Annotated in this window: 15 protein-coding genes; 9 read left to right on the forward strand and 6 right to left on the reverse strand. The window is 48.9% G+C overall.

What is annotated here, in order from left to right; genetic code table 11:
• Nucleotides 1-48: 48 nt before the first annotated feature.
• Complete coding sequence (locus tag D3P09_RS21380; protein ID WP_120113459.1) at nucleotides 49-1,653, reverse strand: discoidin domain-containing protein; 1,605 nt, start codon at nucleotides 1,651-1,653, stop codon at nucleotides 49-51.
• 555 nt (nucleotides 1,654-2,208) lie between these two features.
• Here D3P09_RS21380 and D3P09_RS21385 point away from each other — a divergent pair.
• The 6 genes from D3P09_RS21385 to D3P09_RS21410 all read left to right on the forward strand — a co-directional run bounded on the left by D3P09_RS21385 (nucleotide 2,209) and on the right by D3P09_RS21410 (nucleotide 9,359).
• Nucleotides 2,209-3,648, forward strand: coding sequence for a PTS mannitol transporter subunit IIBC (locus tag D3P09_RS21385; RefSeq protein WP_120113460.1), 1,440 nt, complete (start codon nucleotides 2,209-2,211; stop codon nucleotides 3,646-3,648).
• A gap of 72 nt (nucleotides 3,649-3,720) precedes the next feature.
• Nucleotides 3,721-5,784 carry a BglG family transcription antiterminator gene (locus D3P09_RS21390; protein WP_165867532.1) on the forward strand — a complete coding sequence of 688 codons (2,064 nt, stop codon included), beginning with the start codon at nucleotides 3,721-3,723 and terminating at the stop codon, nucleotides 5,782-5,784.
• A complete protein-coding gene (locus D3P09_RS21395) occupies nucleotides 5,781-6,215 on the forward strand; it encodes a PTS mannitol transporter subunit IIA (RefSeq protein ID WP_120113462.1) in 435 nt (144 codons plus the stop codon). The genes D3P09_RS21390 and D3P09_RS21395 overlap by 4 nt, the downstream gene beginning before the upstream one ends.
• The gene (locus D3P09_RS21400) at nucleotides 6,212-7,375 is read left to right on the forward strand and encodes a mannitol-1-phosphate 5-dehydrogenase (RefSeq protein WP_120113463.1); all 1,164 of its coding nucleotides are present in this window, start codon (nucleotides 6,212-6,214) and stop codon (nucleotides 7,373-7,375) included. The genes D3P09_RS21395 and D3P09_RS21400 overlap by 4 nt, the downstream gene beginning before the upstream one ends.
• Entirely contained in the window at nucleotides 7,372-9,084 is a 1,713-nt protein-coding gene (ptsP, locus tag D3P09_RS21405) for a phosphoenolpyruvate--protein phosphotransferase (RefSeq protein ID WP_120113464.1), read from the forward strand. Before D3P09_RS21400 ends, ptsP begins: the two co-directional genes overlap by 4 nt.
• Before the next feature lie 14 nt (nucleotides 9,085-9,098).
• Nucleotides 9,099-9,359 carry an HPr family phosphocarrier protein gene (locus D3P09_RS21410; protein WP_120113465.1) on the forward strand — a complete coding sequence of 87 codons (261 nt, stop codon included), beginning with the start codon at nucleotides 9,099-9,101 and terminating at the stop codon, nucleotides 9,357-9,359.
• A gap of 187 nt (nucleotides 9,360-9,546) precedes the next feature.
• Here D3P09_RS21410 and D3P09_RS21415 read toward each other — a convergent pair whose 3' ends face one another.
• Together D3P09_RS21415 and D3P09_RS21420 are read right to left on the reverse strand one after the other, a co-directional pair.
• Nucleotides 9,547-10,488 carry an alpha/beta fold hydrolase gene (locus D3P09_RS21415; RefSeq protein WP_120113466.1) on the reverse strand — a complete coding sequence of 314 codons (942 nt, stop codon included), beginning with the start codon at nucleotides 10,486-10,488 and terminating at the stop codon, nucleotides 9,547-9,549.
• Between the two features lie 192 nt (nucleotides 10,489-10,680).
• Complete coding sequence (locus D3P09_RS21420) at nucleotides 10,681-11,862, reverse strand: multidrug effflux MFS transporter (RefSeq protein ID WP_120113467.1); 1,182 nt, start codon at nucleotides 11,860-11,862, stop codon at nucleotides 10,681-10,683.
• 352 nt (nucleotides 11,863-12,214) lie between these two features.
• On the opposite strand from D3P09_RS21420, the gene D3P09_RS21425 reads away from it, so the two are divergent.
• Nucleotides 12,215-12,559 (forward strand): hypothetical protein, encoded by a 345-nt coding sequence (locus D3P09_RS21425; protein ID WP_120113468.1) that lies wholly within the window; start codon nucleotides 12,215-12,217, stop codon nucleotides 12,557-12,559.
• Nucleotides 12,560-13,023: 464 nt separating this feature from the next.
• Here the strand turns inward: D3P09_RS21425 and D3P09_RS21430 are convergent, their stop codons facing one another.
• Nucleotides 13,024-13,677, reverse strand: coding sequence for a GNAT family N-acetyltransferase (locus tag D3P09_RS21430; protein ID WP_120113469.1), 654 nt, complete (start codon nucleotides 13,675-13,677; stop codon nucleotides 13,024-13,026).
• Nucleotides 13,678-13,860: 183 nt separating this feature from the next.
• On the opposite strand from D3P09_RS21430, the gene D3P09_RS21435 reads away from it, so the two are divergent.
• Nucleotides 13,861-14,757, forward strand: coding sequence for a deoxyribonuclease IV (locus tag D3P09_RS21435; protein ID WP_120113470.1), 897 nt, complete (start codon nucleotides 13,861-13,863; stop codon nucleotides 14,755-14,757).
• Here D3P09_RS21435 and D3P09_RS21440 read toward each other — a convergent pair.
• Entirely contained in the window at nucleotides 14,754-15,671 is a 918-nt protein-coding gene (locus tag D3P09_RS21440) for an aminoglycoside phosphotransferase family protein (protein WP_120113471.1), read from the reverse strand. The two genes, D3P09_RS21435 and D3P09_RS21440, sit on opposite strands and share 4 nt — an antisense overlap.
• Nucleotides 15,672-15,984: 313 nt before the next feature.
• Here D3P09_RS21440 and D3P09_RS21445 point away from each other — a divergent pair, with 313 nt between their 5' ends.
• Nucleotides 15,985-16,914, forward strand: a complete 930-nt coding sequence (locus D3P09_RS21445) for a tyrosine-type recombinase/integrase (protein ID WP_120113472.1) — start codon at nucleotides 15,985-15,987, stop codon at nucleotides 16,912-16,914.
• Between the two features lie 203 nt (nucleotides 16,915-17,117).
• Here D3P09_RS21445 and D3P09_RS21450 read toward each other — a convergent pair whose 3' ends face one another.
• Nucleotides 17,118-21,209: a discoidin domain-containing protein gene (locus tag D3P09_RS21450; protein ID WP_120113473.1), complete on the reverse strand. Its 4,092-nt coding sequence runs from the start codon at nucleotides 21,207-21,209 to the stop codon at nucleotides 17,118-17,120.
• Nucleotides 21,210-21,238 lie beyond the last annotated feature (29 nt).

The raw sequence follows: 21,238 nt of genomic DNA on the forward strand, positions 1-21,238 counted from the left end.
CTGCACTGAATATTGTGGCGACGGATCTTGGCTTAGCTAATAGGATATCTACTTGAATACTGAGATATTCCACAAGGAGTACCCAAAAGGCGTTCCTTTTTCCTCACAATAAATACGCAAGTATTTTCCTTCTCCGTGAACATTAATAGTCACTTTACCGCCAACCCCCTCACCATTGGAATAGATTTCGACCCAGTTGCTAGAATCATATGATGTTTGCAATCTGTATTTTTTCGCATATGCGGCTTCCCAATGCAAGATAATCTTGGAAAATATTATTACCTTGTTGAAATCAATGCAGATCCAAGCGATAGCTTCATCCGCGTTGCTGCTCCATCTTGTGTCAAGTTTACCGTCGACGATACTCTCTTTGCAGAAAAAAGTATTTTCGTCCGACGAAGAAAATACTTCTTTAAATAAAGCAAGATTATTATTCTCTTGTGGATCAAAATAGACATGCAAAGCCTCGCTAAGTTCACTTTTATGACCAAAAATATCTTTGGCTTTCACCGCTATTTCGTATGTATTTTTGGGTTCAACGCCTTTGATTACAAAATATCGCGAGGCTGTTGTCCCAACCAGTGCCCCATTTTTGAAAACTTCATATGAATTGGACCAAACGTTGTCGAGTTGTTCTTCCCAACCGATTTTCAATGTCGAATCGCTGGATCCAAGGAGAATGGGTTTTGGACGCACTTTTTGAAGCTGATAGGAATTGATTTTTAGTAAATGATCATCTCCATTTTTTAATATATTTATTGCATCAAACTCCATCGTCTTTATTCTGCAAACTTGATGAACGAAGTGTTGCCTCGAGATTTCCCCTTTCAAGTTTGCCTTGGCTAATGATAGTTTTAATCCTTCAACCCGTTTTGATATCTCTATATATAATTGTGGATATAACTTATTTATCTCGAATGCTTCCAAAGACTTTGCAAATAAGTGTCTAGACCCGGCAATTATGCTGAACGCATCATCCAAATATGGAAACAGTTCGTCAAGTCTGGACTCAATGGCATCTTCAGAACTGAAAAAATCAACTAAATAATCATAGAATGATAGTTTATCTTCATAACTATGAATAAATCGAACCAGAAGCTCTTCGAATCGACTAACAACCTCAGTATTTATCTCGTAGTTATGAAAATCCAAATAATACAGATACTTCTTGTGAGGCTTGGCGTTGTCGCAACATAATTCTATTTCGTGAAAGTTGTAAGAGATTCCTTGAATAGTTGGAATGTCATCGATCAAATATGTGTGATCATCTATACTCGATACTATCTGGAGGGAGTGATTCAAGTTCGGGTCTAAATTAAGATTGTGAGAAACGTGTTTGTTATCTACCCAAATAAACACTGAAGTATGATGAATTAATAGGTCGTTTAGTATTTCTTTAACGTTGATTAACTTTTCGAAGGGAAGGAAATATGCTGCTATTCCACATGCTTCCCAACTATTTGGCAAATTTGAGGAGAAAGTCCATTTTCGTTTTCGGTTAATTATGATTTCCGTAAACACGTTGTCTGAGCTTTCGAGCGCATTGTAGTAGAAATATTCAATCGATATTCCATTCTGAAGCAGATGGTTGTAAAGCTGTATCTTCCTACAGCTTAAATAATTTAATGAGGGATTTTTAAAGACATTTTCCACAGACACACCACCCACGGATAAATATTTATTACACAATTCATAAAACCATCAATTAAATACATATCGAACTAAGAACGATTTAAATGAATCGAATTACATAAACGTAAGTATGTTGAAAAGTATATTTGTTCTATGAATAAATGACTTTCCTTAAAATATTAATTCTTGTAATTAATTCTAGCATATTTTGTGAAACCTTTGAATATCAGAAATCAACTTTTTTTTATAAAAATCTACTGTAAATATGAAATAATACAAATATAAACAAAATATGAACTTTGATCCATTGCGAGCGTTGTTATTATATCTATAAATAATAATAGACTTTTTAGCTTGATTCGACCTTATCAACAACAACTGCACAATGCTGCTATAATGCGCTTTCATTCAAAATTATTCATGCTATTTATTGCGTCATCATAACATGTTGTCAACAGCTTTCATGACGAAAGCTGCTTTTCATTTGATTGAATTTGAAAACGCTTACGTATTATGATGACTACAGATTTAAGAAACCCTACTGATTTATAAACCCTACAAGGAGGTTAACTGATCATGAGTCAACAACAGCAATCAGCTTCCGAACAAGGCGGAGCCAAAGTTGCCATTCAGAAATTCGGACGATTTTTGAGCGGCATGGTTATGCCCAATATCGGCGCTTTTATTGCTTGGGGCTTGATCACTGCCCTATTCATCCCAACGGGATGGTTCCCGAATGAAAGTCTGGCGGCGCTCGTCGGACCTATGATTACCTATCTCCTTCCGATTCTGATCGGATATACGGGCGGTCAGATGATCCATGGCACGCGGGGCGGTGTCATCGGCGCTGTAGCTACAATGGGCGTCATTGTCGGCTCGGATATACCGATGTTCCTGGGAGCCATGATTATCGGTCCGCTGGCCGCATGGATTCTTAAGAAGTTCGATCAGTCGATTGAAGGCAAAATTCCTTCCGGATTCGAGATGCTGATCAACAACTTCTCCTCCGGCATTATCGGCGGTCTGCTGGCGCTCGGCGCATACAAAGGCATCGGACCAGTCGTTGAGATGATCAGCAAAGGACTCGCGAACGGCGTTCAATGGCTGATTGACGCGGGACTGCTGCCGCTCACGAATGTCATTATCGAGCCGGCTAAAGTATTGTTCCTGAACAATGCCATCAACCACGGCGTGCTAGGTCCGATCGCACTGGATCAGGCGACAAAGGCTGGACAATCGATCATCTTCATGCTTGAATCGAATCCGGGTCCTGGCCTTGGCATCTTGCTCGCGTTCTGGCTGTTCGGACGCGGTGCTGCCAAGCAATCCGCTCCAGGCGCGGTTGTCATTCACTTCTTGGGCGGTATTCACGAGATTTACTTCCCGTATATCTTGATGAACCCAAGACTGATTCTGGCAGCGATTGCCGGCGGTGTTGCCGGTACATTCACCTTTGTCCTGTTCGGCGCAGGCCTTGTTGCTACCCCTTCACCGGGCAGCATCTTCGCTTACTTTGCCATGACGCCTAAGGGCGGCTGGCTGCCGATGCTTAGCGGCGTTGTTGTAGCAACGGTCGTATCGTTCCTCGTGGCTGCCCTGCTGATGAAGACATCCAAGCAGAAGGACGGCGAAGAAGACCTGGAATCCGCACAGGCTAAAATGAAAGAAATGAAAGCTCAATCCAAAGGTACAGCAGCAGTTGCAACGCCTGCTCCAGAAGCTGCGCCAAGAACTGCACAGAATGTACAAAAGATCGTATTTGCTTGCGACGCAGGCATGGGTTCAAGCGCGATGGGCGCCTCGATCTTGCGCAAGAAGATGACGAAAGCCGGCATCGATGTAACGGTGATCAACACGGCGATCAATGATCTTCCTGGCGACGCGGATATCGTCATTACCCATAAGACGCTGACAGACCGTGCGCGTCTGAAGGTCCCTGCAGCGGAGCATATCTCGATCGATGATTTCTTGAAAAGCCCTGAGTACGACGAGTTAGTAAGCCGTTTAGGCACATAATAAGAATCCGTAACGCTGGCGTCTATGAACGCCCGCGTTACGTTAATTTTCCGTAAAGGAGGCCGCCGGACTATGAAAGTATCCAATAGACAGCGCAAAATATTGGAGCTGCTGCTTAGCCGGCAGGACGAAATGACAGCTGAACAGCTGGGCCAAATGATTGGCATCAGCTCCAGAACAGTTCATCGCGAGCTCCAAATCCTGGATCCGGTATTGGCCGGTTACGATCTTGCTCTGGTGAGGAAATCCGGCTCAGGCATCAGGCTTATGGGCGATCAGCGCAGCCTTGGCCAGTTCCAGGAACAACTGCGGAGATCCGATACCGAGACGTATTCGCCGGAAGAACGCAAGGTGCTTATTCTGTGCCATCTGCTCAGCAATGACGAGCCGATCAAGCTCTTCTCCCTTGCAAGCGAGGTTCAAGCTGCAATCCCAACTGTCAGCAGAGATCTGGAGGAGCTGGAGTCGTCGTTGGCCAGCAGCGGTCTTGCCCTGGTTCGCAGACGCGGTTACGGCATCGAGATAACCGGCGAAGAATCTGACCGCCGCAATTTTATCGTTAAGCTGGCGGAGGAATATATAGATGATTTTTTGGGCGCATTATCCCGGAAAGAGATTTGGCCCACCACTCACGAGCTGCTGAAGCTCGTTGGCCACGATGCTTTGTTTTCAGTTGAACGCACCTTATGGCAGCTGGATGAGAATTGGGTCAGGCGCTTAAGAGAAGCCGATTATAACCGGCTTCTTGTTCGGCTCTCTGTGGCCTTTATCCGTATCCAAAAAGGAGATTTGATCTCATCAACGAGCCGTATGTCCTCTGTCATTCTTAGCGAAGAAAGCAAGCAAAAGCTGAATGCCCTCGCCTCTTCCCTAGGCATCGATGAATTGCCTGATGAAGAGCTTATATATATGCAATCGCTGCTGGATCAGGCCAAAGAAAAAGAAAGGCGCAGCGCATCTGCACTGTTGGAGCAATATGGACTCGGTCTCGCTGAGCGTGCGATTTCACTTATTCGCCTGATGGAAGAAGAATCGGGAACTCCCTTTCACAAGGATCGAACGCTGCTTGAAGGCTTAATCAGTCATCTGGGCCATGCGCTTGAGCGACTGCAACAAGGTGAGACGATTCGGAACCCCCTGCTTGCGCAGATCAAAAACGATTACGAATCCCTATTGGAATCAACCATTGGCAGCGCAGCCAAAGCATGGCCCGACATCGTTATCCCCGAAGAAGAAGCCGGATACTTGGCGATGCACTTCGGAGCAGCCATCGAACGCTGGAAGCTGGTCCCCCGTCAAGTAAGGGCGCTGCTGGTCTGCACGAGCGGAATCGGTTCCTCCAAGCTGCTAGCCGTTCGTATCGTGAAGGAAGTCCCTCAAGTCGATCTGCTTGGCCACTACTCCTGGTATGAAGCATCCCGCATGCCGAGTGAGAAATATGACTTGATTATTTCTACGGTGGATTTGCCTATTGAGCCGGACCGTTACATTAAGCTCAGTCCCCTTCTGACCAAAGACGAAGCTGAACGGCTGCGAGGGCATATCCGCGAACTCTCCTTCACACCTGAGATTGCGGCTCATGAGGAGCAGCAGCAGGATGCTTGGCAGCGGCTTAATTTGCTCAACCGTTATGCGATGGAGACCGTCATGATTTTAGAGACGTTCCATGTCTATGAATTGGACAGCGGGCGCTCGCCAAGGCTTGAGCAGCTTCTGAAGGATGCGCTGCCGATTATGCTTCAGGACCACGGACAGGAGCACGCCAATGCGATTGCCGATCTGCTCATCCAGCGTGAGCAACAAGGCAGCGTCTTCATACCCGATACGAGCCTCGCGATGTTCCATACTCGCAGCGAGCTTGTTGCAAAGCCAATGATATCGTTGTTCCGCCTGCATGAGCCTCTTCTTCTTAATGATCAGGAAGGGCAAATCGCCACGCAGTTTCTGATCATGCTTGCTCCTGCAGGGCTTAACCGGATTGGATTGGAGCTGCTTAGCGAGATTAGCGCAATGCTGCTGCAGTCCGAGATGAACCAGCTATTGATCGAAGGAGAATCGGAGAAGATCCGCTCCTTCATGTCCCGCCAACTAGAGATATACATGAAATCCAAATTGGAATGGAGAGAATCAACATGAGCATACTGACAACTAACACCATTATCTTGAACGCAACCGCAGCCGATAAATTCGAAGCGATCCGCCTTGCCGGCCAATTGCTGGTCGATGCAGGCCATGTGCCGCCGGCGTATGTAGACAAGATGATTGAACGTGAAGAGGTCTCCTCTACCTACCTGGGCGGCGGCCTGGCTATGCCCCATGGCACTAATGATTCCAAGAGCCTGATTCAATCGACTGGCATCTCTGTAGTTGTCCTTGCAAGCGAAGTCGACTTCGGCGGCGAAGCGGCCCGCCTTGTTATCGGCCTTGCCGCTGTCGGCGACGAGCATCTGGACCTGCTGTCCAGCCTTGCTGTGCTTGTATCGGATGAAGATGATATGGAGCGAATCTTGAACGCTTCCAGCAAAGAAGAACTCCTTCGCATCTTCGAAGAAGGTATGGAATCATGAAGGCCGTTCATTTTGGCGGAGGCAACATCGGGCGCGGCTTTATCGGCCTGTTGTTGTCTCAATCCGGGTATGAAGTCACATTTGTTGATGTGGATCAAGAGCTTGTGCGGCTTCTTCAGGAGCGTAAGCAATACTCCGTAGTGTATGCCGGCGATCAGCAGCAAACCTTTACAGTAGACCATGTCACCGCCATTCATGGCAGCGACCAATCACGAGTAGCCGAAGCGATTGCCTCAGCCGATCTGGTCACAACAGCAGTAGGCGTAAATGTGCTGCAGCATATTGCGGGCACAATTGCCGCTGGCATCGCAAGTAGGCTAGAGCAAGGGGGCAGCCCGTTAGTAATCATCGCTTGCGAGAATGCCATTGGCGGCAGCACACAGCTGCAATCGCTTGTCTATGGGCATCTAACAGAGCAGCAGCAAGCAGAGGCTAGCCGCATGGCGTTCTTCCCAGATGCTGCTGTAGACCGCATTGTTCCTCTGCAACAGCATGAGGATCGGCTGAAGGTGCTTGTCGAGCCCTATTATGAGTGGGTTGTAGATCGCTCTTCCCTGCCCTATAATCATATCGAGATTCCAGGCGTGCACTATGCGGATCAACTCCTGCCCTACATTGAGCGCAAGCTGTTTACCGTGAATACCGGACATTGCTGTGCGGCCTATCATGGCTATTTGCGGGGCTTTGACACCATTCAAGAGGTGATGAAGCAGCCATCTATTGTGGCGCAAGTAGAAGGTGCCTTACGCGAGACAGGCAGCGCTCTAATAGCTCAATATGGCTTTAATGCGGAAGAGCATGCAAGGTATATTCAAAAAATTCTGGAGCGGTTCCGAAATCCGCATCTGACGGACGAGGTTGTTCGTGTGGGCCGTTCGCCGATCCGCAAGCTATCTCCGAATGATAGACTAGTAAGGCCCGCCCTAGCGGCTTTTGAGCGCGGAATAGAAACGCCGTACCTGGCAAGGGCAATGGCAGCAGCGCTGCTATTTGACTATCAGGATGATCCTGAGGCCGTACAGATCCAACAGGCATTAAGCCGGGACGGGATTTCCTCTGCTGTAACTAAGTTCACGGCTCTTGCAGAGAATCACCCGCTTCATGCAGCTGTACGGGAAGCTTACGAAACCTTGAAGACGGAAAGGAGTGACCGCGTATGACACGGTTGTTGCACGGCATCAACGCATCGCCAGGCATGGCCGCCGCGCCAATCCTGATCTATAGCAACAGTCAACCCGTCATTGAAGAAAGTACCGTTGCAGATACAGCAGCAGAAATCGAGCGTCTTCAAGTCGCGCTGCAGGGTGCACGAACCGAGCTGGAGCAGCTCCGCGACACGGTCAAAGCCAAGCTGGGTGAAGAAAAAGCGGAAATATTCGAGGGTCACTTGATGATATTAGAGGACCCCGATCTCATAGATGCCGTAATCGAAGCGATTCAAACTGAATCAATTAATGCCGAATACGCCGTACAGACAGCCTCCTCTTCCTTCATCGAAGCGCTGAAGCAAATGGATGACGAATATCTGAGAGAACGTGCGGCTGACGTGAGCGACGTATCCGGCAAAATTATCAGACATCTGAGCGGCGCTGCTCAGACCGATCTATCGCAACTAACGGAGCCTTGCATAATAGTAGCTAATGATCTTGCCCCATCTGATACGGCCAAGCTGGATATGGAGATTGTCAAAGGCTTTATTACTGAAATTGGCAGCCGCACCTCGCATTCGGCCATTATGGCGCGTTCGCTAGGCATTCCTGCTATTGTAGGCGTTGGCACATTAAGTGGCGACATTAAGACTGGAACATTGGCCCTGCTTGATGCAGTCAGCGGATCAGTTATTCTCGATCCAAGCGAAGATCAGAAGCAAGAGTTTGCAGGCAAAAAGGAACAATATGACCGGCAGCAAGCGGAGCTGGCCAAGTGGGTGAACCGCCCTTCCCTATCGGCTGACGGTCACCGTGTAGAACTTGCTGCGAATATCGGCAAGCTGGAGGATGTCCAGAAGGCGCTCGATAACGGCGCTGAAGCGATCGGTTTGTTCCGGACCGAGTTTCTCTACATGGGCCGGAGCTCCCTGCCTACAGAAGAAGAACAATTTATCAGCTACAAATATGTGCTCGAGAAAATGAACGGCAAGCCGGTAGTGATCCGGACGCTCGATATCGGCGGCGACAAAGAGCTCCCTTATATGGAATTGCCGAAGGAAGCGAATCCGTTCCTTGGACAGCGTGCGCTGCGCTTATGTCTGGAGCGACCCCACATATTCCGCACACAGCTGCGCGCGCTGCTGCGGGCAAGCAGCTACGGCAATTTGAAGATAATGTTCCCCATGATTGCTGTGTTAAGCGAATTGCGGGACGCTAAAGCGCTTCTAGAAGAAGAAAAAGCGAAGCTGCAGGGGGAAGGCATTGTTGTATCCGATACAATCGAAATCGGGATGATGGTCGAGATTCCCGCCGCAGCGGTATCCGCTGATCTGTTCGCCAAAGAGGTCGATTTCTTTAGCATCGGAACCAACGATTTGATCCAATATACGATGGCAGCCGATCGTATGAACGAGACGGTCTCTTATCTCTATCAGCCATGCAACCCGTCGGTCCTCCGCCTTGTCCGCATGGTCATTGAAGCGGCGCGCAAGGAAGGCAAATGGGTCGGCATGTGCGGCGAGATGGCTGGCGATGAGTCCGCCATTCCCCTGCTTCTTGGTCTTGGGCTCCACGAATTCAGCATGAGCGCAAGCTCCATATTGCCGGCAAGAGCTCAGATCGGCGGACTTGATCGCAAGCGTTGGTCGGAGCTGGCTGAGCAAGCATTAACAATGGCTGCACAGGATGAGATTCAAGACTTCGTTAGAAGCCAATCTTAAGGAGGCAAAGCGATATGATTAGCAAAACGTTTACGATTATTAATCCGACAGGATTCCACGTGCGTCCCACCAAAGCATTCGTTCAGGCGGCATCCGCCTTCCCTTGCACAATCAATGTTGAAAACAAAGGGAAAAAGGTGAACGGCAAAAGCTCGCTCAGCATGCTTACGCTTGGCATAGCGGCACAAGATGAGGTTACGCTTGAGATTGACGGCGAACAAGAGCAAGAAGCCATGGAGCAGCTCGGCAAGCTGCTCACTGACATTTACGAATAATGCAAGGAAACCTCCAACTAGTCGCTGAGCAGCGGCGTTGGAGGTTTTTTTTACCAGAACTCTTCATTCCATAAAATGATAACATAAATTTAATTACGTAAACTTTATGATATTAATTTTATGTAGTTAAAAAATAACGAACCGCATTATGCGGTCCGCTCGGTATAAGCTTGTTCATTCAAGGCGGTTAATTGGCTGCTGCCTCGCTCATAAAAGCTCTGAGTTGCTCTGCGATTTCTTTGGAATGCTGGTGATGCAAGTAATGGGTCCCGTCGATCGTTACGATTTTTCCGTGAACGGAGTCCTTAATCTGCTCCTCATGCATCGGAATCCAGTTTTCTACATCCGTCGAATTGCTGACGAGGAACAATATAAGCGGCAAATCCGCTGGGAATCGCTTAGCCTCCATCGCTTTAAAGTTATCGTTAAAGCGCTTAGCTTCATTCGTTATGCTGTCATTAAACATGTTTTTGTGAGTAAGGATGCGGATTTGCTCCACTGTCTCAGTATCAACGTCCGGCGCAATGACTTGATCTGGCGATATCTTGAGCAGTAACCGGTACAAGCCCGAGTCTCTCAACACTTTCAAGGCATCTACCGGCAATTCCTCTCCCCCGCCTTGTGCTGGAACGCTGGTATCGATCCCTGCAAAGGCGCTGACTTCATCTCGATATTGGTCGATGTACTCCAAGCTGTAGATACCGGCAATGGAATGCCCCATCAGAATATAACGGTCAATATTTAGCTGCTGAAGAGCTTCATGAATCTCGGAAGCAATATTCGCTGCTGTGCGCTCCTTGTCCGTAATATCGCTTAATCCGTAACCGAACGGCTCGACGACTACAACCTTATAGAATGGAGCGAGCTCGTCTACTAACGGTTTGAAGTCAAGCCCAGGCGCAGCGGTGGCGAATCCGGGCAGCAGCACGACCGTTTCTTCCCCGCTTCCTTGAATAAGGACATTCATGTTTTTCCCGTCTACCGCAACATGCTGGCCATACGATTGTATTTTGGCATTCTCTGAACGGTTGCTGACCGCGTTAACGGAATACATAATGACTAATAATGCGATGAGGACAAACAGAATGATCCCCAGTACCATTAACACAACTTTAAGCGGCTTCTTCATAAGCAATTCCTCCCTGTAACGCATCTGTGAGTCTCTAATGTAACAGCATGGCTTAAAGACAATTGAAACGGAAGCTTAACTGTGTCTTAATTCTCCTCATAAAATTTAGATCTTGTAAAAAAGGCGCAGGCATAAAAAAATGAGCGCCTCCCGCTCCGGCGCTCATTCCAATCATTTCATACTCCAAGCCTATTAAGCTTTCTCTCTAATCCAGATCAAACCGATCAGAGCCATTCCGATACTTAATGCCATGAAATAAATCGGCATAGTCATCAATGCTCCGTTATGGAGCAGCCCCATCCCCATCGTAATGAGGCTGACGAGCACATAATAGCCCGAACTGAATACCGCTCCTGCCGTTCCCGCCACATCACGGAAATCTACGAGCGCCAAGCTTAGGCAATTCGGCAAAGCCATGCCTGCGCCTAGCAGCATAATGAACAATGAGAGTATCATGGACCAGAACAAGAGATCATCAACGGTTACGACGGCATTTGCAATAACGAGCAGCAATGCCCCGACAGTCATGACGCCTAATCCGAGATGGATAATGGTCTCCGGACGATAACGGGCCAATAATCCTTTTGACCACATTGCCCCTGCCGCTGACGCTAAGGCAACCATAATGCCTAGAAAGCCATATAAGCCTGGCGAAAGCCCAAAGTAGCCGATGAAAATAAACGGCGCTTCAGCATAATAGCTGAACAGAATGCCGTTAATTCCCCCGATCAGCAGTGCAAAAGAGATGACCCTCGGCTTGGCGAGCATTCTCTTGCATACAGGCCATACAGCTGCCCGCACTCTGGCTTCCGGCGGATGCGTCTCCGGTAAGCTGGTGTAAGCATAGGCGAACAGCCCTGCGCTCAAAGCAACCAAAACGAAGAATATGGCTTCGAATCCCCAAATCTGATCCACCCAGCCGCCAATAAGCGGCCCTGCCGCCGGTGTAAAAGCGATGACGGCCGAGATCTGGGCAAACACGGTATTGCGTTCGTTCCCTGATAGGCTCTCGCGCAGGATCGTCTGTGTAATAATAGACCCAGTCGCAGCGCCAAAGGCCTGCACGAGCCTGCTTACTAACAGCCACTCCATCGTTGGCGAGAGCAAGCACATCAGGCTGCCTATGCCATAACAGATAAGCCCGGCCAGCATGGCAGGTCTTCTGCCGATGAGGTCCGAGATCCAGCCCCAGCAGAATACGCCTAGCGCAAAGCCGATGAAATAAATGCTTAACGTCATTTGAACCAAGGTATTCGCTACCCCGAAAGCAGCCGAGATATCAGGCAATGACGGCGTATAGATCGTTTCGCTAATTTGCGGAAATGCGACTAAAACTATCATTAACAATAAAGATGGTACTGCCCTTTTTTTCACTCTATATGCCCTCCTACAAGCATGGTTTATACGGCTGTTATAGGAGGAGCGCAGCTAGGGAAATGGCGGGACCATCGTTAAGATGCGTTCATACGATGTCATTGTCTATCACCTTGTTGGAATGTTTTTTAGGAGGGCTTGCTCATTTAAGCTACTATACCTCAAATCCCATTAGATGAACAGCCGGACAAGCTTTTTGGCGGTCCCTGCCTCCTCCCGATTTAACTTAACGAATGCCAGGCATGAACTTCAACAATGTGCAATATGATGAACTGTTGCTCCCGCTTAACTCCTTGTCCGGAGCGGCTATTGTTTAAGATTGACAACATCCATAATGAAAGGAGGTGAAGGGATGAAAAAAACGGTATTGCTCATTATGATAGCTCTATTCGCATTTGCCACATCTGCTTCCGCCAATACGGAGCAGTGGTCCGCATCTGTATATCAATCCGGCAATCAAACCTTAAGCATTGACATCTGGAGCTACTACAACGGCCATGCCTACATAACCGTATATGCGAAGGGTGCTAACGATCAGCTGACAGAGGTGTATAGCAACACCGTTAGCTTGAATCAGAGCAGCTACACGACGCATCGTTTCAATGTAGGCTACCTGCCTGTCGGCGATTATGTCGTAAAAGCGGAATTCAGCACATTAGGTTTGCTTGACGGGGCGTACTTTTTTGTAACGCCATGACCTTACTTACGATTTATCTTCCTGATTGAACCTGTCAGCTCTCTTATTCATCTTTCACATTGGTCTGTAAAAGGGGAAAATGTGAGGCGGCAATGTACACTTTTTCTCCTTTCCATCTTGACGCATAATGGAAGCATGACAAGAGAAAAGGGAGTTGGCAACCATGTTCATGAATGACTACGTGTCGCATCAGCTGTGGAAAGTTCGTGAAGCCGAATGGGAGAAACAAGCCCGCTTTACAGGTACTTGGTTTATGAACCTGAAGCGCAAGCTCATCGCATAACGTTCATGGAGCTGTCTCAGATCGTTCAGACATAGATAAAGGAAGGCATTCGTTCCAGCACAAAGCCGCCGCATAGGCGACGGCTTTTTCTTCATATTCGGCGGACTTGCGATGCTATCCTAGTCATATAAATCCATAAACAGAACAATTGTTCTCCTACCGTGTTTTGCGCTATCCTAAGCTACTCATAGCTTCGTTGAAGCCGTTCCATCAGATTAGCGCGAACTGCGGGCCATTCCTCGGCCAGGATGGAGTAATAGGCTGTATCCCTTATGCCGCCATGACTGGCAGGCACATGAGCTCTTCGGATTCCTTCGAACAACGCGCCGATCCGTTCAATCGCTCCTCGGGATCGCATATTGCGCGCATCCGTCTTGAGCGTCACACGAACCGAACCCCACCCCTCGAATGCATGGGTGAGCAGAAGCAGCTTGCACTCTGTATTGACCCCTGTCCGCTGGGCTGAAGCCGAATACCAGGTGCTGCCGATTTCCGCTACGGTTGGCGGGTTTTCATCGGAAGGCGACAAGCCTTTCGCAACGCCTGGCGGCCAAGGCGGTGGCCAGCTGAATACGTCCAGATCCAGAAAACGCGTCGACCCGATAATCCGGCCGGTCTCTAGCTGGCGAACGACAAACGGCAGCATACGGCCCGCTTTCCACCCTGACAAAGCACCCTGTATGTAGGCCTCTGCCTCCTCCATACTCTCCGGTACATTGGTATACGAATAGGTTGACCGATCCTGGACAGCCGCGGCAAGCAGATCGCCCGCATGCTCGAGGGTCATAGGCTCTAGCCGTACAATTTTTCCTTGAAGCGTAACTGGTGTCAGCATGCAACCCCCCTGCTTTCCTGTTGAGTTTTCATTATCAATCCTATCTCCACAGTAACATGTGCGCTTGTCCTCCGCTACTCTTTTATCTCCATTTGCAAATAACCGATAGAGTGCTCTGAACTTGCTTACCGGAGCCAAGATTAGGCAACAATAAGAACAAACTAGAGACGAAGGATGAACAATATGGCCTTATTAATCGGTTCCCATGTATCCATGTCCGGCAAAAAAATGCTGCTTCAAGCCAGTGAGGAAGCGGCTTCCTATGGCGCGAATACATTCCTGATCTATTCGGGCGCTCCGCATAATACGCGGCGCAAGCCGTTAACTGAGCTTAATGTGGAGGCTGGGCATGCGCATATGAAGGAGCATGGCATTAGCCATATCGTGGTCCATGCCCCATTCATTATTAACCTGGGCAACACGACAGATCCCGGGCGTTTTGCGCACGGAGTTGAATTTCTGCGATCGGAGATTGAGCGGACAGAATATATTGGCTCGAATCAGATTGTCGTCCACCCTGGCTCTCATGGCGGAGCGGGTACCGTTCCCGGATTGCTAAGAATTATCGAGGGCTTGAATGAAGTCTTGGCCGAGAAGCGGGATGTGCAGATTGCCCTGGAGACGATGGCGGGCAAAGGGACGGAATGCGGCCGTACCTTCGAGGAGATCGCCGCCATCATGATGGGCGTTAAGCATAATGACCGCCTATCCGTATGTATGGACACTTGCCACATCCACGATGCGGGATACAAGGTGAAGGAGGATTTCGACGGCGTGCTGGAGGAGTTTGACCGGATTATTGGAGTGGAGCGGATTAAAGTGATTCATGTCAATGATTCCAAAAATCCACGCGGCTCCCACAAGGACCGCCATGAGAACATAGGCCATGGCTATATCGGGCTTGAAGCGCTCCGATACATTGTTCATCATCCGCAGCTCAACAATATCCCTAAGCTGCTGGAGACTCCATCGATTGGCGAGAAGAAATACAGCGATCCGCCTTATAAGCACGAGATCGCCCTGCTGCGCGGCGAAGTGGACGAGCCGGTGCGCAAACCGCGACTGAAGAATACTGACTAAGGATTTGTTTGGTTGTATTTGATCGACCAATAAAGCCGTTCGCGTAATTGACTCAAACTGTCAAATTCACTTAGCTGGCCTACATGTTGTTCGATAATATCACCGCCAAAGTCATGTATCAATAATCCGTTAAAAACAAGTTCGGTTATTTCATCAATATTGTAATTGCCAAAGTAGCCTGTCATAAATGCTTTATCAAATTGAAATAATTCACACGCAATCAATGCATGTTCATAGATAACGGGAGCAAGTACGGCATCGGCAAAATCAATGATATACAGCTTTTGATCATGGGTAAGCAATAGGTTATCGCCATTCATGTCCCCATGAACAAATACTTTTTCTCCAAAATCATGAGAATGAATATAATTAAGCCGTTCATTTCTGAAATGCTCTGTATATTTCCCCCATTTTTTTTGCCTGTCTTTATCGTGGATAACATCAATACCATTAAAGAAACGGCAAGGCGTGTTAAGTGCATCAGTTATTAAACGCAGCCTCTGACCTATAGTAATCTTCTCTTCAAAAGTAAGGTTTTTATTTAACCTATTTATTTCTGTACCATTGACATAATCCATAATCATATATGAAAATCTGTAGTTGTCTTGTATATATCCGCTTGTGACAAGTTTTGGTACAGAGACACCAAGCGTAATAGCTCTATATATAGCGAATGATTCTGTTTCAAAATCTGTTGTGCTGTCTATGTCGGATTCCTTCGGCGCAAATATTTTGATCACATAATCTCCCACTTTAAATACAGCATTCGTACCGGGAGTACAATGTTCTATTTTTGTAAATTGAAGCTTTTCTTTGGCGAATATACATTTTATCAAAGGTTCAAAGGCAGGGATAGATTGATATAATTTGCCCCATGAATCCCATCCGTTAATTTCGGCCGCAAATAAATTCATACTCCTTTACTCCTCAATTCTGCCCGAATCAGCATTTCTCCATTTCCATTCTTTAAAATGGGTTCTTGTTCTTTAGATAGTTTAACTGTGTTCTAAAAGCGGTTTCCAGGTATTGTTTGGTTTTAGACAATCATGCGGAGCTAACATCAAGCTGTTAGTGGATGTTAAAGTGACGGAATGAGGGCTATGTCACGAAATGTCCTTTTCACTCCTATTACAGCCCCTTTTGCCCGTAAAAAAGGTATGTTAAAATTGCATTAAATCTATATTTAATGCAACTTTGATTGTAAACAACGAGAACAGGTGTGACTTGATGACTTATTCAGCTGAATCGTATGAGCGGGAGCTTCAATTGTTCCAAATGTACATGAAAGACCGGGAATATGCCAAGGATACCCAGACGGCTTATCTCCATGACCTGAAGCATTTTCTGATCAACATAGAGGGCAAGAAAATTACAGAAGTCACGAACATCGACATTATGAACCATCTTACCCTGGTGCGCGAATCCGGAGCGGGTGCCCGCTACCGCAACCGATGCCAATCCGCCATCCGCCTCTTCTATAAAGTGATGATCAAGTTTGGTGCGGCATCGGCCAATCCTGCCATGGATATCGAGAAAGCCAAGGTGGACAAAAACCGCAAGCCTGCTTTTCTGGAGAAGCGGTATCTGGACTCCTGCATGGGAATGATCGGAGGCAAATATCGCGTTCGCGACGTAGCGATTGTCGCGTTGATGGCGTACGCCGGCCTGCGCGTCAGCGAGATCGTAAAGCTGAATACGATGGACCTCAGCGGAACAACACTCAGCGTTCGCGGCAAGGGCGATAAATGGCGCTACATCCCCCTTCCCCGTGAATTGCTGGAGCTGCTGCAGCATTACATGTCCAGCGAGCGGATCGAACCTCGCAACAAAAAGGATGAGCATGCGTTTTTTATATCGCAATTCGGACGGCGCATTAGCAAACGGATGGTACAGACGATTACAGAAACGATCTTTGATGCGTTGAAGGAGCACTATCCGCATTTGAAGGGGATGCCGCTTTCCTCGCACAAGCTCAGACACTCCTTCGCTACGGATCTGCTTAGAAGCGGCGTAGACCTTCGCGCGGTTCAAGAGCTGCTGGGACATGAGGATATATCGACGACGCAGATCTATACGCATGTATTGGATGAAACGAAGCAGCGTGCCATGAGTGGCGTTCGCCCTTCCCTGCCGAGCTTTGCTGCAAATAACTCTTGAAACTATATATAGCAACCGCGAAAAAAGACTGGTTCCCTCTACCAGTCTTCTTTTCTTGCGGAAATGAGCAAAGGCTTCTTCAGTCTTTCGATTTAGATAGTGTTCATAATTATATTTATGTAAACTTAATTGCATTAATTAAAAAACGAAGAACGACTGCACCGATTAACGATGCAGTCGTTTGAAGCCTCATGTATTGCATTTTAGTAGCCGTATACCCCGAAGTTATAAAGTGAATAACCATATGCTGTTCCGCGCTCTGTCGCGGTAAGCCGTACATAACGCCCATTGCCGCTGACCACAATCGATTCCAATCCTCCTGGACCGGTTACCGTGCTGTACAGATCTGTCCAATTCGAGCCGTCACTAGAAGCTTGCAGCTTATAGGATTTGCCGTACGCCGTTTCCCAATTGAGCTCAATACGGGTAAGGGTGCGCGTCTGACCCAAGTCTACGCTAATCCACTCATTATCGCTGCCGAGCTGGGAGGCCCAGCGGGTTCCGCTGTCCCCATCGAAGGCTAAGCTCGCGGCAAACGGTACCTCTATGGAGGAGGCAGCGGCGGTTTTGCCTTGCGACAACAGCGACTCCGATGGCTGGCTGCCCCCGTCGTAAACCTCTAGCTCATAGATGGAATACCCGTAAGGCGTAGCGCGTTCTGTCGCATACACCCGCACATGACGGGCGCTGCCATTTACCGCAATCTCATCGACGCCGCCATCCCCTGTCGTTGTGCTATAGGCATCGTTCCAGTTAGAGCCGTCATTAGAGAATTGAATTTTATATGACTTGGCGTAAGCCGCTTCCCAAGTCAGCTTGATGGAGCTGATTGCTTTTTCGCTGCCAAGATCGACAGCAATCCATTGCGGCGCAGCGCTGTATTCGGATGCCCAGCGGGTTCCGAGATCTCCATCCACTGCGTTGCTGGCAGCAAAAGGCCCTTCAACGCTAGAAGCGGTTATCGGGCGATTAAGCGCCAGATTCACGCCAGGCTGTTCCCCGCCTGGATTTTCGCCGTTCGAGCCGTCTCCTCCATCCCATTCCACCCAATCGTCAGCGATCGTTGTGTTTTGCATCGGATTAACGGATACAAGAGATTTTGGCCCCACCACGGCTGTGCCAGTAATGCCGGAGCTGTTCCTGAACGTGACCGTTACCGGATTTGCTGTCGGATTCCAAATTTGCGCCGTGTATTGCCCGTTTTTCTTATATACCGAAGCGCCGCTCCAACCGGTCGCCCAGATCTCGGTTGTTCTCTCGCCGAGCGAAGCCATGCTGTTGACGAACCAATACGTATTGAAGATTTCGTTGCGCTGCATCGCCGTCGTCTGCCACTTGGCCAGTACGGCTTGCGGATCGCTGAGCGCTTGAATCGGCCATATAATATGCTGCCAATCCGTCTCTGGTCCGCCATTGTCAGCTACGAAGCCGGCATACAGCTCAGCGGCCTTGGATTTATTGAAAGCATAGCTCGTCAAGTATTCGCTGGTCGGCAGCCAGTGGATGCCGTAGATATGCTCATCCTCTCCGCTGAAGAAGGTGCCGTAGAAGTATGATGTGCCGTATACTTGGCCTACCGACTTGTGAGTCCACTCCGGCAGCCAATTGTCGCCGTCATAGTTGAACCAATATTGCTCGATTGCATTCAGCTCCGTTGTGAAGCCATAGATAGCAGCATCCCGGTTGGCGGTGTCGCCTGTCAGCAAGCTCCACATATATTGGCCAACCCAGCCGAATAACGATTCGCCAGCCGCTTCCTGGTTGTTGCCGTTCGGATTGTCTGCATATCCGCCAGCCCATGAATGGCCTTGATAAGGATCAAAGGCTCGGAAGCGCGGATATAGCGGGTCGCTGTCCGACGGATTCGCATAGTCGCGAATGAGATGATCGATCATCGTCCCATAGTCTTGGCGGAACCCGTCATCAAAGGTTGCCAGCACAGCCGAAGCGAACACGTAGTAGCCATACGTGAAATGATGATCCGTGATGCCGTAGTTGGCGCCGAATTCACTCGTCTTGTAGTACATCGTGCCCCAATGAGGGTCATAGTAGAAGAAATAGTCCTGCTCGCCGTCCGTGTACGTATACCAATCGATGAGAATCAATTTGATCCGGCTCAGGAACTTATCCCGCAGCGAGATTTCACCCATCTCATTGGCAGCCAGCGCCCCCATCGCGAGCGGATGCAGCCGCTTGCCTTGCCAGTAGGCGTCTGCCGCCATCAGATTGCCGGAGGTCTCTTCATCGAGTATATCCAGATACTCTTTCATTTTCGCGCGCGAGTATTCCGGATTGTCAGGTTCGGTGAACTGCGGAATCATGCCGTAGAACCGGTCTGAGGTTGTAAAAGCATTGCCCTCGCGCACCTTCAGCGTACCGCGGATCGACGGATACGTATAGGCAGTAAGCGAAGAGGCCGTATACTTCCATTGATGCGGATACAGGGCAAGCAGCGTCTGATTCGAGAAGCCGCTGCGCATCTGCTGCGTCTGCACCTCGAAATTCGTTGTTACGGAAGCATCCGCAGAATTGTAGCTGTACGTTACGCTCGTGTCCGTCACGAACGCATAAGCGTGCTGGTAGTAGAAATCAAGAGCCGATGCCGATGGCAGCGAAGCCAGCGATGCATAATGGCCGCCGCTTCCGAGCTGCAGCTTCAGCTTGGCGCCAGCCCTCTGGAACACTGTTCCAGGAGGTACGAACATGCCGTAATATCTCGTCTGAATCGTCCCTTGCGGACTGCCGTCTGCATTATCAATTCGGATACCGATCCGGTCGCCGGTGAACGTCGCTCCGTCAGTCGCAAGAATCGGCGCACCGCTGCCATCTGTAATTTGCGTAATGACGGATGAATACAGCTCTACCGAATTCGCGTCGCTAAAGCTGCTGAACACATACGGCGATCCTTTGACGAAGGTTACTTTCATCTTATCCGTAGTGTCGTCGCTCAGCACAGCATCTACGGCAAAGTCGCTATAGCCAGTTACGCGGCTGGACATTTTGGATGTGTTGATATTGTTCGCCATCAAATACAGGTCCGGCGGTCCATCCGCGTTCACTGCGTTGCCCGCGCTGTCGATCCATCCGGTGCCCGGATTCAGGATGCTGAGCCCTTGCGGGGTAAAATGGGATTTCAGCGGAAGCGTTATGATAGGATCGCCAAGCGGCTTGATCAGCATCGACTGCCACCAGTCGTTGGAGGCGATTGGCGTATTGATATTTGATGTTTTGTATTTGGGGTACTGGGGCTGAGGCATGCCGATATCATTAGTCAGGTAGCTGCCTTCACCCGCTTGTACGATGCTGCGCTGCGGCAAAGCCGGAATCGGATGCGATGGCTGCGGATGGCCAGCCACATAGTCGTACACTTCAAATTCGAAAAGCGAATAGCCGAAGCTGGTTGCGCGGCTAATGCCTTTCATCCGGACATATTGACCGGAGGCATAGACTTGAATATCCTGCTTGCCGCCAGCTCCATACAGTTCTCTGTAGATTGGAGTCCAGTTCAGGGCATTATCCGATACTTCCAGGTCATAAGCGCGGCCTGCGGCTTCCCACTGGAGCACGATTCGCCCAATTGTGCGCTTGCTGCCTAGATCGACGTAAATCCATTCGTTATTCGTATGATTGGAGCTCCAACGAGTCGATGGATTGCCGTCAGTCGCATGTGCCGGTAGCGTAGAATTTGGCGGCAAATAAGCGGATTGCTCATAGGAGGAAGCGATGACCGGCCGATTGAGCGCTACATTCGGACCATACTGCAGAGGCGGCTCATTGATGCCTCCTGTACCGTATACCTCAAACTCAAAAATCGAATAGCCGTATGCGCTAAGGGCTCTCTCCAGTCCCAATAGGCGGACGAAGCGGCCTTGACCGGCGAGCGCCAGATCATCGATCCCGCCATCGCCATTTACAACCGTATGAATGTCGGTCCAATTCATCTCATCATTGGAGGTTTGAATTTTGTATGCGCTTGCATAAGCGCCCTCCCATTGAATTCTGACTCGGTCAATCGTTGCTTGCGCACCCAGATCGACATAGATCCATTCGTTATCCGAGCCCCATGCGCTCGACCATCTTGTGCCTGTATTCCCGTCAACAGCCTGATTTGGCGTCATGCCGCTTTCGGTTGACGATGCGTAGGCGGTTCGGTTTTGAGACAGCAGATAGGATTCCGCTGCATGTGCCGCAGTCGGCGAAGTGAGACTAAGCAGCGGCGTGATGAGTGCCGCGGCAAGCATAACAAGCAGTGCCTTCCGTATGCCGGAAGGTTTCGTTCTCTTGATTGTCTCCATCTTGTACCTCCTTATTGGTTTTGAGCCAG

Source organism: Paenibacillus pinisoli (assembly GCF_003605435.1).
In the GTDB taxonomy this organism is placed as follows: domain Bacteria; phylum Bacillota; class Bacilli; order Paenibacillales; family Paenibacillaceae; genus Pristimantibacillus; species Pristimantibacillus pinisoli.